This window comes from Novosphingobium arvoryzae (genome assembly GCF_014652615.1).
Lineage (GTDB): Bacteria > Pseudomonadota > Alphaproteobacteria > Sphingomonadales > Sphingomonadaceae > Novosphingobium > Novosphingobium arvoryzae.
The window spans coordinates 276,811-289,920 of sequence record NZ_BMZD01000001.1; the positions used below are offsets into that span (position 1 = coordinate 276,811).

Annotated in this window: 11 protein-coding genes; 3 read left to right on the forward strand and 8 right to left on the reverse strand. The window is 67.1% G+C overall.

Annotation, left to right across the window (positions count from 1 at the left end):
* Positions 1-63: 63 nt before the first annotated feature.
* From IE113_RS01370 to IE113_RS01380, 3 genes are read left to right on the forward strand one after another with little or no spacing between them, the layout of a single operon-like run.
* Positions 64-1,707 (forward strand): alkaline phosphatase D family protein, encoded by a 1,644-nt coding sequence (locus IE113_RS01370; protein ID WP_189538630.1) that lies wholly within the window; start codon positions 64-66, stop codon positions 1,705-1,707.
* A 31-nt stretch (positions 1,708-1,738) separates the two neighbouring features.
* Complete coding sequence (gene thrS / locus IE113_RS01375; RefSeq protein WP_189538631.1) at positions 1,739-3,730, forward strand: threonine--tRNA ligase; 1,992 nt, start codon at positions 1,739-1,741, stop codon at positions 3,728-3,730.
* Between the two features lies 1 nt (position 3,731).
* Positions 3,732-4,478 (forward strand): sulfite exporter TauE/SafE family protein, encoded by a 747-nt coding sequence (locus IE113_RS01380; protein ID WP_189538632.1) that lies wholly within the window; start codon positions 3,732-3,734, stop codon positions 4,476-4,478.
* Here the strand turns inward: IE113_RS01380 and IE113_RS01385 are convergent.
* The 8 genes from IE113_RS01385 to IE113_RS01420 form a co-directional block, all read right to left on the reverse strand.
* Positions 4,467-4,604 carry a hypothetical protein gene (locus IE113_RS01385; protein WP_189538633.1) on the reverse strand — a complete coding sequence of 46 codons (138 nt, stop codon included), beginning with the start codon at positions 4,602-4,604 and terminating at the stop codon, positions 4,467-4,469. The two genes, IE113_RS01380 and IE113_RS01385, sit on opposite strands and share 12 nt — an antisense overlap.
* Positions 4,605-4,638: 34 nt before the next feature.
* On the reverse strand, positions 4,639-5,490 hold the full coding sequence (locus tag IE113_RS01390) for an HTD2 family dehydratase (RefSeq protein WP_189538634.1): 852 nt from the start codon (positions 5,488-5,490) through the stop codon (positions 4,639-4,641).
* The gene (locus tag IE113_RS01395; RefSeq protein WP_189538635.1) at positions 5,490-7,106 is read right to left on the reverse strand and encodes an acyl-CoA dehydrogenase family protein; all 1,617 of its coding nucleotides are present in this window, start codon (positions 7,104-7,106) and stop codon (positions 5,490-5,492) included. The genes IE113_RS01390 and IE113_RS01395 overlap by 1 nt, the downstream gene beginning before the upstream one ends.
* A 3-nt stretch (positions 7,107-7,109) precedes the next feature.
* Positions 7,110-8,324, reverse strand: a complete 1,215-nt coding sequence (locus tag IE113_RS01400; protein ID WP_189538636.1) for an acetyl-CoA C-acetyltransferase — start codon at positions 8,322-8,324, stop codon at positions 7,110-7,112.
* The gene (locus tag IE113_RS01405) at positions 8,324-9,529 is read right to left on the reverse strand and encodes a CoA transferase (RefSeq protein ID WP_189538637.1); all 1,206 of its coding nucleotides are present in this window, start codon (positions 9,527-9,529) and stop codon (positions 8,324-8,326) included. Before IE113_RS01405 ends, IE113_RS01400 begins: the two co-directional genes overlap by 1 nt.
* 4 nt (positions 9,530-9,533) lie before the next feature.
* Positions 9,534-10,706, reverse strand: a complete 1,173-nt coding sequence (locus IE113_RS01410) for an acyl-CoA dehydrogenase family protein (RefSeq protein WP_189538638.1) — start codon at positions 10,704-10,706, stop codon at positions 9,534-9,536.
* A 10-nt stretch (positions 10,707-10,716) separates the two neighbouring features.
* Complete coding sequence (locus IE113_RS01415; protein WP_229822038.1) at positions 10,717-11,634, reverse strand: SDR family NAD(P)-dependent oxidoreductase; 918 nt, start codon at positions 11,632-11,634, stop codon at positions 10,717-10,719.
* A 91-nt stretch (positions 11,635-11,725) separates the two neighbouring features.
* Positions 11,726-13,108: an FAD-binding oxidoreductase gene (locus tag IE113_RS01420; RefSeq protein ID WP_189538639.1), complete on the reverse strand. Its 1,383-nt coding sequence runs from the start codon at positions 13,106-13,108 to the stop codon at positions 11,726-11,728.
* Positions 13,109-13,110: the final 2 nt, after the last annotated feature.

Consider the following 13,110-nt stretch of genomic DNA (forward strand, 5'->3'; position numbering starts at 1 on the left):
ATGCCATTGCGCTGTCACGAAACGCCGATAGCTTCGCGGGCGGAGAATGAGAGGGAGAAGCCGATGAGCCTGCCGCCACCCGCACCCGCCGTGCCGACCACCCGGCGCAATCTGCTGAAACTGGGGGCGCTGGGGCTGGCCGGGCTGTCCGCGCCGGTTGCGGCGGCGGCCAGCGCTGGCGGCTTTACCCACGGCGTTGCCAGTGGCGAGCCGGGGCCGACCCAAGTCCTGCTCTGGACTCGCTATGTGGCCAGCGCGGACACAAAGCTGGCGTGGGAAGTGTCCGAAACCAGCGATTTTGCCAAAGTCGCGGCGTCGGGCGATTGCCTTGCCTCCCCCGCCACGGATTGCTGCGCCAAGGCGTGGGCGCGCGGACTGTCCCCCGGCAAGTGGTATTATTACCGCTTCGTCGCGCCATCGGGCGAAATGTCGCTGACCGGGCGGACCCGCACCCTGCCGGTGGGCAAGGTCTCGCGGTTCCGGCTGGCGGTGTTCTCGTGCTCCAACTTCGGGTTCGGCTGGTTCAATGCCTATGCCCATGCGGCGGAATCGGGGGATTTCGATCTCGCGCTGCATCTGGGCGACTATTTCTATGAATATGCGCGCGGCACCTATCCCACCGCGAAGCAGGCCGTGGCGGGGCGGACCCTGCCGCTGGACGAGGCGGTGACGCTGGCGGGTTACCGCGAACGCTTCGCCACCTATCGCAGCGATCCCGATTTGCAGCGCATCCACCAGATCCTGCCGATGGTGGTGATGTGGGACGATCACGAAACCGCCAATGACACCTGGAAGGACGGGGCGGAAAACCACCAGCCCAATGAAGGCGACTGGGCCGTGCGCAAGGCAGCGGCAGAGCGGGTGTACCGCGAATGGATGCCGGTGTCGGACGATTACTGGACGGCCTACGAAATCGGCAATCTCGCCACGATCTTCAAGTTGGAAACCCGCCATGTCGCGCGGCTGCAGGCGCTGGATCTGCAGGAAGCGTTCCGGTCTGCGGCACCGGGGCGGATTGACGCGGCGCTGACCGCGTTCCGTGACGGGGCGTGGCGCGATCCCGCGCGCACCTTGCTGGGAACGGAGCAGGAAAACTGGCTGGCGCGCGGGCTAAAGGCTTCCACCCGCGCCAACAAGCCTTGGCAGGTGCTGGCGCAGCAAGTCGTCATGGGCTCGCTGGTGATGACCGAAGGCGTGCTGGAAGGGCTTCCCGCCGCCGCGCCGGACTGGCTGAAGCTGCGGCTGCAATCCAGCGTCGCGGCGGGAAGGCATGGCATTCCGTGGAGCATGGACATGTGGAGCGGCTATCCCGCCGCGCGGGAGCGGGTTTACCAGTCCGCGCTGGCCGCCGATGCCAACCTGCTGGTGCTGGCGGGCGACAGCCACAACGCCTGGGCGTTCGACCATCAGCACCAGGGCGCGCGGGTCGGCGTGGAAATGGCCGGGCACAGCGTGACCTCGCCGGGCGCCGAAGGTACGCTCGGCTGGATCAGGCCGGATGACCTGGCGCGGCAAAGTGTGGCGGCCAACCCCGCGCTGCAGTGGTGCGATACCGCGCGGCGCGGCTATCTGGCGGTCGAACTGATGCCAACGGCGGCCCATGGCGAATGGCGTTTCGTGCAAACCGTGCGCCAGCGCGACCTGGCGCTGGGCGGTGCCAAGCGGATGACGGTGCTGGCCGGCCAACGAAAGTTCGAGAGCGGTTGAGGGAAACGCCCGGCGCGGCTAAGGGCGGGTCATGTCTCAGCTTCTCAAGATCAGCCTGCCCGATGGTTCCGTCCGCGAAATGCCCGTGGGCTCCACTCCGGCGGATGTCGCCGCCGCGATCGGTCCCGGCCTTGCCAAGGCGGCACTGGCCGCGCGCATCGATGGCGAACTGCGCGACCTGACCCGGCCCTTCGATGGCGATTGCCAGCTGGCGCTGGTGACCGCGAAGGATGAGGCGGATGCGCTGGACCTGGCCCGGCATGACTATGCCCACGTGCTGGCTGAAGCGGTGCAGGCGCTGTTCCCCGGCACGCAGATCACGTTCGGCCCCTCGACCGACGATGGCTTCTATTACGATTTCGCGCCAGCCGAGCGGCCCTTCACCGATGAAGACCTGCCCGCGATCGAGGCGCAGATGCGCAAGATCATCGGCGCCAACAAGCCGCTGCGGCGCGAGGAGTGGAGCCGCGAGCAGCTGATCTCGCGCTGGAAGCAGCAGGGCGAAAGCTTCAAGGCCGAATGGGCCGCCGAACTGCCCGACGCCGAAACGCTGACCGTTTACTGGTCCGGCGATGACTGGCTGGACATGTGCCGGGGGCCGCACCTGCCCTCCACCGGCAAGTTGGACCCCAACGCCTTCAAGCTGACGCGCGTGTCGGGCGCCTACTGGCGCGGCGATCAGAACAACGCGATGCTCAGCCGCATCTATGGCACCGGCTGGCTCAACAAGAAGCAGCTGGAGGAACACCTCCACCGGCTGGAAGAAGCCGCCAAGCGCGACCACCGCAAGCTGGGCGCGGAAATGGACCTGTTCCACCTGCAACAGGAAGCCCACGGCAGCGTGTTCTGGCACCCCAAGGGCTACATGGTCTGGCGGGAACTCGAAGCCTACATGCGCCGCGCGATCGACGGCGCGGGCTACAAGGAAGTGAAGACCCCGCAGGTCATGGACGCCCGCCAGTGGGAACAGTCCGGCCACTGGGGCAAGTACCGCGAGAACATGTTCGTCATCCCCGACGAAGTCCCCAACACCGAGGACGACGGGCCGGTGATTTCGGGCGAGGCGGACTGGATGGCGCTGAAGCCGATGAACTGCCCGGCGCACGTCCTGATCTTCCGCCAGGGCATCAAGTCGTACCGCGACCTGCCGCTGCGCTTCTATGAAAACGGCTGCTGCCACCGCAACGAACCGCATGGCGCGCTGCACGGGCTGATGCGCGTGCGCCAGTTCACGCAGGACGACGCGCACATCTTCTGCCGCGAAGACCAGATCGTGTCGGAAGTGCAGGATTTCTGCGCGCTGGCCGACCGGATCTACAAGGACTTCGGGTTCACCTACTCGATCAAGCTGGCGCTGCGCCCTGAAAAGCGGTTTGGCACCGAGGAGATGTGGGACCAGGCCGAAGCGGAACTGCGCGATGCGGTCCACCGTGCGGGGCTGGCGACCGAGGAATACGGCTGGGAAGAACTCCCCGGTGAAGGCGCGTTCTATGCGCCCAAGCTGGAATGGCACCTGACCGACGCGATTGGCCGCACCTGGCAGGTTGGCACGATCCAGTCGGACCGGGTGCTGCCCGAGCGGCTGGACGCGGGCTATGTCGCGGAAGACGGCGGCAAGCACCGTCCGGTCATGCTGCACCGCGCGATCTTCGGTTCGTACGAACGCTTCATCGGCATCCTGATCGAGCATTACGCCGGCAAGCTGCCCGTCTGGCTCGCCCCGGTGCAGGCCGTGGTGGCGACGATCGTGTCCGATGCGGATGACTATGCCCGCGATGTGACCGAGCAGCTGAAGGCGGCCGGAATCCGCGTGGAAACCGATCTGCGCAACGAGAAGATCAACTACAAGGTCCGCGAACACTCGCTGCAGAAGGTTCCGCACCTGCTGGTGGTCGGCAAGCGCGAGGCCGAGGAAGGCACCGTTGCCGTCCGCACGCTGGGCGAGGAGCGCCAGCGCTTCATGCCGCTGGCAGAGGCGATTGCGATGCTGAAGGGCGAAGCCACGCCGCCGGACCTGCGCTGACTTGCTGGCCGGACTGAGCCCTGAGCAGCTGGCCATCGCGCTGGCGGCAGCGCTGGCGGCGGCGTTCGTCCGCGGGCTGGCGGGGTTTGGCATGGCGATCCTGCTGGTGCCGGTGCTGGGGCTGGCCATTCCGCCGGGCGAGGCGGTGGTCGTGTCGAACTGGCTGGGCGTGCTGATCGGGCTGGTCGGCCTGCGCAAGATCCTGGGCAATAGCGAGAAGTCGGCCTACGTCATCGGCGGTCTGGCGGTGTTGTTCACGCCGCTGGGGGTGTGGCTGCTGGCAATCACCGATCCGGCCGTCGCGCGGCTGGTGATCGCACTGATCGCGCTGGGCAGTTTCGTGCTGGTGCTGCTGCCGAAACGCGCGGAGCATCATGCGCCCGGCACGCTGGAAACCGGGACCACGGGCATTACCTCTGGCGTGCTCACCGGGTTTGCCGGGATGCCGGGGCCGCCGGTCGTGCCGTATTACCTGCGCCGCCAGATTTCGCCGCAACTGGCCCGCGCGTCGATGATGACGATCTTCATGGCGACCAGCATCGCCGGGGTCGCATCGGCCAGCCTGCTGGGGGTGGCGACAGTGCGCGAGCCGATGCTAGCCGCGATCCTGTTTCCGGCGGTGCTGCTGGGCAACTGGGCCGGCAATCACGCCTTCGGCAAAGTCAGCGATGCGGCGTGGCGCACGTTTACCGGCGCGGTGCTGGGGGTATCGGCATTGGCCGCGCTGTGGCGGCTGTTACAGGCCTAGCACGGGCAGCGCCTGACCGGCGGCGATCAGCAACAGGGCGCAGCCGCAGACGATAGCCGAGCGTGCAGCTTCGGCCGGTGCAGGCATGGCGATCCGATTCGCGGCAAGGGCAAAGGCTTTGGACATGCCAGCCTTGTCGCACCGGCACGTTACCCAAAGGTTAAAGGGCGGCGCTGGCACTCATCACATGGCGCCCGTCCGCCGCAAAGGCGCCAAGCTCTGCCGCGCCATTTTTGTTGCGCAGCACAAGGTGCAGCATTTCGCCGCAAATCGCCGGAGACAGGCCGCGAAAGGCAAAGCTTTTCAGGGCATTGTCGCCAAGCTCCCGCTGCGCGAGATCAAGCAGCAAGGTCGCGGTCAGCGGGCCGTGGACGACCAGCCCGCGATAGCCTTCTTCCGCCGTGGCATAGGGCAGGTCGTAATGGATGCGGTGGCTGTTGAACGTCAGCGCGGAAAACCGCAGCAGCAGCGGTTCGGCTGGAGTCAGCGCGCGGTGCGCGTCCCACGGGGCTGGATCGAACTGCCCTTCGCCCAGCGGCGGCGGCGCGGGCGGGGTGCCGGGTGCGGCGGCATCGCGGTAGACGATGGACTGCACCTCGCGCACAGCCAGGCCGCTGGCGGTGAGGGTGTCATGCTCCACCTCGACAAACACCAGCCGCCCCGAACCACCCTGCTTGTCCGTGATCGATGCCACGCGCGAGGTGCGGGTGACGCTGTCATCGGGACGCAGCGGGGCGTGGAACTCCACCTTGCTGGACGCCCACATCCGGCGCGGCAGGGGAACCGGCGGCAGGAAGCTGTCGGGGCTGTCATCGCGGCGCGGGTGGCCGTCAGGCCCCAGTGCGGCGGTCGGCGCGTCAGGCAGGCACAGGCACCAATGCAGGCCTTGCGGCACGCTTTCGTCCACGGGGGCGGCACGGTCCAGCGTGGCCAGCCAGCGCGTGACCATGCCGGGATCGACCCGGTCCATGCGGGTTTCGGTGCGGCCGATCCAGTCGTTCCATTCGCTCATCAGTTGCGTCCGCCCACCAGCCCGCGCGCGATCACTTGCGCCTGAATCTCCGCCGCGCCTTCGAAGATGTTGAGGATGCGCGCGTCGCACAACACGCGGCTGATTTCGTATTCCAGCGCATAGCCGTTGCCGCCGTGGATCTGCAGGCTGGCATCGGCATTGCTCCACGCGGCGCGCGCGGCGAGCAGCTTGGCCATGCCAGCCTCGATGTCGCAGCGCTTGCCCGAATCCTTGGCGCGGGCGGCGGCATAGGTCAGTTCGCGGCTCAGGATCAGGTCACACAGGCTCATCGCCAGCTTGTCGGCCACGCGCGGGAACGCCACGATCGCCTTGCCGAATTGCTTGCGGTTTAGCGCATAGTCCAGCCCCAGTTCGAGCGCGCGGCGGGCCACGCCCACGGCGCGGGCGGCGGTCTGGATGCGGGCACCCTCAAAGGTGCGCATCAGCTGCTTGAAGCCCTGCCCTTCCTCACCGCCCAGCAGCGCATCGGCGGGCGCGCGCATGCCATCGAACGACAGCGCGTATTCGCGCATCCCGCGATAGCCCAGCACTTCAATTTCGCTGCCGGCCATGCCGTCCGCCGGAAATGGGTCGGCTTCGGTCCCGCGCGGCTTGGGAACCAGCAGCATCGACAGGCCGGCATAGCCCTTGGCATCCGGGCCAGAAGCACTTGAAACCGTGCGCGCCAGCAGCGTCATCAGGTCGGACCGGCTGGCATGGGTGATCCAGGTCTTGGAGCCTGTGATGACCCAGTCTGCCCCGTCGCGCCGCGCCCGGGTTTGCAGGGACCCAAGATCGGAGCCGACATCCGGCTCGGTGAACACGGCGGTCGGCAGCACTTCACCGCTGGCGATTTTCGGCAGCCAGTGGGCCTTTTGCTCCGCCGTGCCGCCCATGCCGATCAACTCGCCCGCGATTTCGCTGCGGGTGCCGAGCGAACCCGCGCCGATCCACCCGCGCGACAGTTCCTCGGTCACCAGGCACATTACCAGCTTCGAGAGGCCGAGCCCGCCGAATTCCTCCGGAATGCAAACCCCGAACGTGCCCAGATCGGCCATGGCCGCCACGGTCGCGTCGGGGATCAGCGCGTTGGCGAGATGCCACTGGTGCGCGTGGGGCAGGATCTCGGCGTCGGTGAACTTGCGGAACTGGTCGCGGATCGCGTCGAGTTCGGCGTCGTGCAGCGTCTCGCTGGGCCAGTGCCCGCTGGCCAGCGCGGCGGCGATGGCGGCGCGCAAGGGGGCATGATCCACCTCGATCAGGTCACGGGCCGCGTGGGCCAGATCGCGCGCGGCGTGGGACAGGCCAAGGTCGGCCGGGCGGGCCAGCTCGTTCTGGCCCATCGGCAAGCCGCCGACCAGTTGCGCGATCGTTTCGGCAAAGGCCAGCTCGGCCACTTGTGCGTCAAGCGGATTGGCATCGCCGTTCGCCACCCGCCAGCCGTGCACCGCTTCCAGCGCGGCGACGCTCGTGGCGATCCACGCAAAGCCGTGCGCGGCGCGTTGTTCGTCATCGATCTGGCGGGTTTCCAGCCGCTGCGCCAGCGCTTCCAGCGCGGCGGCGCGATAGGCCTGCGCCGCGCCGAGGACGTGGGCCAGATCGATGGCGTCCCGCATGGTTCAGGCCTTCTCGAACACCGCCGCGATGCCCTGACCGCCGCCGATGCACATCGTTTCCAGCCCATAGCGGACGTCGCGGCGCTGCATTTCGCGGGTCAGGTTGGCCAGGATGCGGCCACCGGTCGCGCCGATGGGATGGCCCAGCGAAATGCCCGAACCATTGACGTTCAGGATATCGTGGCGGCTGTCATCGTCCGACCAGCCCCAGCCCTTCAGACAGGCGAGGACTTGCGGGGCGAAGGCTTCGTTCAGTTCGATCAGGCCGATGTCATTCCACGACAACCCGTTGCGCGCGAACAGGCGCTCGGTCGCGGGGACCGGGCCAAAGCCCATCCGGCTGGGATCGCAGCCCGCCGCCGCCCACGAATGGAAGAACGCGATGGGTTCCAGGCCCAGTTCCTCCAGCTTGTCCTCGGCCACCACCAGGCAGGCGGCGGCGGCATCGTTCTGCTGACTGGCGTTCCCGGCGGTCACCACGCCGCCCTCGATCGGACGCAGCTTGCCCAGGGTTTCCATGGTGGCGTCGGCGCGGTAGCCCTCGTCATGCGCGAAGACGATCAGATCGCCCTTTTTCTGCGGGATCTCGACCGGCACCAGCTCATCCGCGAACAGGTCGTTCGCCCACGCGGCGGCGGCGCGCTGGTGGCTGCGCACGGCATAGGCATCGCAGGCTTCACGGCTGATCGCCCAGTCCTTGGCGAGGTTCTCGGCGGTTTCGATCATGCCCGAAATCACGCCATAGCGCTCGATCGGCTGGCTCATCACGCGGCCGCGCGTCAGGCGGTCATGCAGCGTCAGGTTGCCCGCGCGCACGCCCTTGCGGATGTCGGTGGTGTAATGCTCGACGTTCGACATGGACTCGCAGCCACCCGCGACGACCACGTCGCTCATCCCGGTCTGCACCATCATCGCGGCGTTGATGATCGCCTGCAGGCCCGATCCGCAGCGGCGGTCCAGCTGATAGCCGGGCACTTCCTCCGGCAGGCCGGCCAGCAGCCACGACCAGTGGCCGATGCAGGGCGCTTCACCATTGCCATAGCCCTGGCTGAACACGACATCATCGACCCGCGACGGGTCGATCTTCGTGCGCTCCATCAGCGCTTTCAGAATCACCGCGCCCAGCTGTCCGGCGGTGAGCGAGGACAGCGCGCCGCCGAACTTGCCGACAGGGGTGCGGATCGGGGCGACGATGGCAGCGCGACGCAATTGGGTCATCAGTTGGTTCCTACGATTCCAGAGTCGATCAGGCGGGCGATTTCGCCGGAAGACAGCCCCAGCGTGTCCGCCAGCACGGCTTCGCTGTGCTGGCCGATGCGCGGGGCGGGGGCGGCGGGTTTGCGCTCCATGCCGGGCAAAGTGGCAAAGGCTCCGGCGGCGGGGTAGTCAAAGCCGCTGGGATTGCCGGTGGAGGGCGCGAACATCGGGTTCGCGGTCAGCAGGCGGGGATCGTTTACCGCCTCTACCATCGTGCGATAGGGGCCGTGGACCACGCCGTTGGCATCCAGCAGCGCGGCTAGATCGGCATGATCGTATTTCGCCACTTCGGCCTCGATCAGCGCAAAGATCGCGGCGCGATTGCGGAAGCGGGTGCCATCGTCGCCGGCAAAGCGCACGCCCAGATCGGCCTCGAGCGCGGCCAGCCCTTCGGCCAGCCCCAGCGCCTTGACCAGCCCCTGCCACTGGCGTTCGTTGATCGCGACGATCATCAGCCGGTCGCCATCGCGGGTCACGAAGTCGCGGCCGATCGTGCCGAACACGGCATTGCCCAGCCGTTCGCGGTCCTGCCCGGTATAGAGCACTTCGGCCACGCGGCCGAGGTTGGCGGAACTGCCCATCGCGATGTCGGTCAGCGGCAGGCGCACTTCGCCGCCCAGCCCGGTCTGTTCGCGCCGCCGGATCGCGGCGAGCAGGGCAAACGCGGCATAGGCACCCGTCAGCAGGTCCCACGCGGGCAGCACGTGGTTGACCGGGCGCGGGTCTTCCAGCGGGCCGGTCAGCGCGGTGTAGCCGACGGCGGCGTTGGCGGTGTAGTCCAGCGCGACCGAGCCATCCGGCCAGCCCATCACCCGCACCGTCACCAGATCGGGTCGTCCCTCGGCCAGCCGGTCGTGCGCCAGAAAGCCGCTGACCGGCAGGTTGGTGATCAGTTGCCCGGTCTTGCGGATCAGCTCGGTCAGCAGCTCCCGCGCTTCGGGCTTGCCGAAATCGAGCGCGAGGCTGCGCTTGGCGCGGTTGAGGTTTTCCCAGCCGAGCGAGTCGTTGGCCTCTGTCACCGGCCAGCGCCGGAAATCCTGCCCGCCGCCGATCTGGTCGACCCGGATCACGTCCGCGCCGAACTGGCCCATGTAGAGCCCGGCGGTAGGCGATGCGACGAAGGAGGAAACCTCCACCACCGACAGGCCGGTCAGGATATCGTACATCGGCTCAGCCCTGCTCTGCTTTCCATTCGCGCAGCATGTGCTTGGCGATCTGGAGCTGGAGGATCTGGGTCGTGCCTTCGTAGATGCGGTAGATGCGCGCATCGCGGAAGAAGCGTTCGGCATCGTATTCAGCCAGATAGCCCGCCCCGCCATAGACCTGCACCACGCGGTCGACCACGCGGCCGCACATCTCGGTGGCGAAGACCTTGAACGCGGCGGCCTTGCGCAGCACGTTTTCGCCCCGGTCGGCGCGGGCGGTGACGTCGGCCAGCATCGATTCCGCGGCGTAGATCTCGATTTCGCTGTCGGCCAGCATCTGCTGGATCAGCTGGAACTGCGCGATCGGTTCGCCAAAGGCCTTGCGCTCATTGGCATAGCGCAGCGCACTGTCGAGCGCGCGGCGGGCATAGCCGGTCGCCGCCGCGCCGACCGAGATGCGCCCGTTGTCGAGGCTCTGCATCGCGGTGACGAAGCCGCGTCCTTCGGTGTCCCCCAGCAGCGCGTCGGCGGGCAGGTGAACGTCTTCCATGATGATGTCGGCGATGTGGCTGCCCGACTGGCCCATCTTTTTGTCCGACTTGCCGACCGAGACGCCCGGCGTATCCATCGGCACCAGGAACGCCGAAACGTGGGCGTTCTTGGGCAGGGCTTCCTTGCTGGTGCGGGCCATGATCAGCGCGACCTTCGCGAAGGGCGCGTTGGTGATGTACCGCTTCGTCCCGTTCAGCACCCAGCCGTTGCCAGAGCGCACCGCCATCGTCTGCATCGCGGCGGAATCCGATCCGGAGCCCGGCTCGGTCAACCCGAAGCTGGCGATTTCACCGGCGGCCAGGCGCGGCAGCCATTCGGCCTTCTGCGCATCGGTGCCGCCGTTCTTCAGCGCCGAGCAGACCATGCCGATGTTGATCGAGATGATCGAACGGAACGCGGGCATCGCATAGGACAGGGTGCGGATGGTCTGCGCATATTGCGTGACGTTCATCCCCGCGCCGCCAAATTCCTCCGGCATGGTCAGGCCGAACAGGCCCATGTCGCGCATTTCGTCGAGGATCTCGTCCGGGATGCGATCCGTCTCGATGATCTCGCGCTCGGCCGGGATCAGCCGTTCGCGGACATAGCGGTGCAGCTGTTCGATGAACTGTTCAAAGACGTCAGTGTCCATTCCGGGGGTGCTCATGGGTGGTTCCTCAGATAGGATCGTAAGGGAAGACGTGCGCCGAAACTTCGTCCGCGCGTGCGAAGCTGGGCTTGAACGCGGGGATCAGCTCGTCCGCGATTGTCTCCGGCGTCCAGCCTTCGACCTTGGTCATCGACCGGATCGGGCGCGGCTTGTTGTAGAGCACGATCTCGTTCTTGCGGACGGAGAAGATCTGGTTGCTGACGTCCTTCGCCGCATCGGAGGCAAGGTAGACCACCAGCGGCGCGATCTTGTCCGCGCTCATGGTCTTCAGGCGTTCGACCCGTTCCTTCTGCTCGGGCGTTTCGGCCGGAATCGATGCGGTCATCCGGCTCCACGCGAAGGGGGCGATGCAGTTGGACCGCACGCCGACCCGCGCCATGTCGAGCGCGATCGACTGCGACAGGCCGACGATCCCCAGCTTGGCCGCCGAATAGTTGGCCTGCCCGATGTTGCCGATCAGGCCGCTGGTGCTGGTGAAGTGGATGAAGCTGCCGGATTGTTGCTCGCGGAAATAGGGGGTGGCTGCCTTTGACACGTTGAAGCTGCCGTGCAGGTGCACGTCGATCACCGCGCGCCAGTCTTCAAAGCTCATCTTGTGCCAGATGGTGTCGCGCAGGATGCCCGCGTTGTTGACCACCGCGTCGATCCGGCCGAAGCGCTGCACCGCATCCTCGATGATGCTGGCCGCGCCGACCGGGTCGGCCACGCTGGCCAGGTTCGCCCAGGCCTTGCCGCCGGCCGCGACGATATCGTCCACGGTTTGCTGCGCCGGACCGGCATCGCCGCCTTCGCCGCCGCCGCCCACGCCGGGATCGTTCACCACCACCGCCGCACCGTGTTTTGCGCAGAGCAGGGCGATCTCCCGCCCCACGCCGCGCCCGGCACCGGTGATTGCCACGACTTTGCCTTCGAGCATCCCGCTCATCGCCTGTCTCCCTTCGGAATCGTTATCGGCGGCCTATCGGGCGCTCCGGCTTATTTCAACATTGCGCAGTGTTTTTCATGATGCTGAAAAATCAGCGCAGCACTTTGCCGGGATTGAGCAGCCCCAGCGGATCGAGCGCGGCTTTCAGCGTGTGCATCAGCGCGATTTCCTCGGGCGTGCGCGACACGTTCAGCCAGGCTCGTTTTTCCAGCCCGATGCCGTGTTCGGCCGAAATCGAGCCGCCCAGCGCGCGCAGCGGTTCATAGACTAGCGTTTCGACCTTGTGCGGTGCTTCCGCGCTCCACGGGCGCGGCGCGACCAGGATGTGCAGGTTGCCATCGCCCAGGTGCCCGAACACCACGACCCGCGTGTCCGCGCCCCATTCGGCATGGGCGGCGGCGGTCAGTTTCAGGACGTAGTCATCCATCGCCGCGATCGGCATGCTGACATCGAAGGTGCAACTGGGAGTCAGAGCCCCGAACAGGCCCTCGATATCTTCGCGGATGCCCCAGATCGCGGCGCGCTGTGCCTTGCTGGCGGCTATCACGACGTCGCTGGCGTGGCCCTGTTCCAGTGCTTCGCCCAGCACTTGGGCAAACAAGGCCTCGTCGCGTTCGGCATCGGTGCCGGTCGCCTCGACGATGGCGTAATAGCCATGGCCACCGGGCAAGGGCGGATTGTGGCGGCCGCTGTTTACCGCGATCAATTCATAATGGCTTTGCCACATCACCTCGAACGAGGAGAGCAGCCCGCCCAGCCGCCGCCCGCAATGCGCGAAGAAGGCCATCACCGCGTCAAAGCTGTCGAGCGCGACCAGCGCCGTCCCCTCGCTGAGCGGCTGGGGGTAGAGCTTCAGCACCGCGCGCGTCACCAGCCCCAGCGTGCCTTCGCTGCCGATGAACAGCTGCTTCAGGTCATAGGCGGCGTTGTTCTTCAGCAGGGTGTTGAGCGAGGAGATGACGGTGCCATCGGCCAGCACCGCTTCCAGCCCCAGCACGTTGTCGCGCGTCATCCCGTATCGCACCACGGTGTTGCCGCCCGCGTTGGTGGAGATATTGCCGCCGATGGTGCACGATCCGCGCGATCCCAGATCGACCGGATAGATCAGGCCATGTGCTGCCGCCGCCTCGTGCACGACCTGCAAGGGCGTGCCAGCCTCGACCAGCATCGTCCGCCCGACCGGATCGACCGAGATCACGCTGCGCATCCGCTCGAACGAGATCTGGATTTCATGGCCCTGCGCGTCGGTGCCGTGGACCAGGCCGGTCAGCCCGCCGGTGCCGATCACCGGCTGGCGCACAGCGTGGCAACGCTGCATCACGGCGGAGAGTTCGGCGGTGCTGCGCGGGCGGATCACCGCCTTGGCCTGGCACGTGCTCAGCCCCAGCCAGTCAGCGGCGCGGGTGGTCAGGTCCTCACCCGTCAGCACGCCGCCATCGCCGACAATGTCGCGCAACGCGTTCAGCAGGTCCATCG

Bases quoted from the DNA above. Each gene is read 5' to 3' on its own strand.
- IE113_RS01415 (WP_229822038.1), bottom strand. From the start codon at position 11,634: ATGAGCGGGATGCTCGAAGGCAAAGTCGTGGCAATCACCGGTGCCGGG.
- IE113_RS01370 (WP_189538630.1), top strand. From the start codon at position 64: ATGAGCCTGCCGCCACCCGCACCCGCCGTGCCGACCACCCGGCGCAAT.
- IE113_RS01420 (WP_189538639.1), bottom strand. From the start codon at position 13,108: ATGGACCTGCTGAACGCGTTGCGCGACATTGTCGGCGATGGCGGCGTG.
- IE113_RS01395 (WP_189538635.1), bottom strand. From the start codon at position 7,106: ATGCGGGACGCCATCGATCTGGCCCACGTCCTCGGCGCGGCGCAGGCC.
- IE113_RS01385 (WP_189538633.1), bottom strand. From the start codon at position 4,604: ATGTCCAAAGCCTTTGCCCTTGCCGCGAATCGGATCGCCATGCCTGCA.
- IE113_RS01410 (WP_189538638.1), bottom strand. From the start codon at position 10,706: ATGAGCACCCCCGGAATGGACACTGACGTCTTTGAACAGTTCATCGAA.
- IE113_RS01400 (WP_189538636.1), bottom strand. From the start codon at position 8,324: ATGACCCAATTGCGTCGCGCTGCCATCGTCGCCCCGATCCGCACCCCT.
- thrS (WP_189538631.1), top strand. From the start codon at position 1,739: ATGTCTCAGCTTCTCAAGATCAGCCTGCCCGATGGTTCCGTCCGCGAA.
- IE113_RS01405 (WP_189538637.1), bottom strand. From the start codon at position 9,529: ATGTACGATATCCTGACCGGCCTGTCGGTGGTGGAGGTTTCCTCCTTC.
- IE113_RS01390 (WP_189538634.1), bottom strand. From the start codon at position 5,490: ATGAGCGAATGGAACGACTGGATCGGCCGCACCGAAACCCGCATGGAC.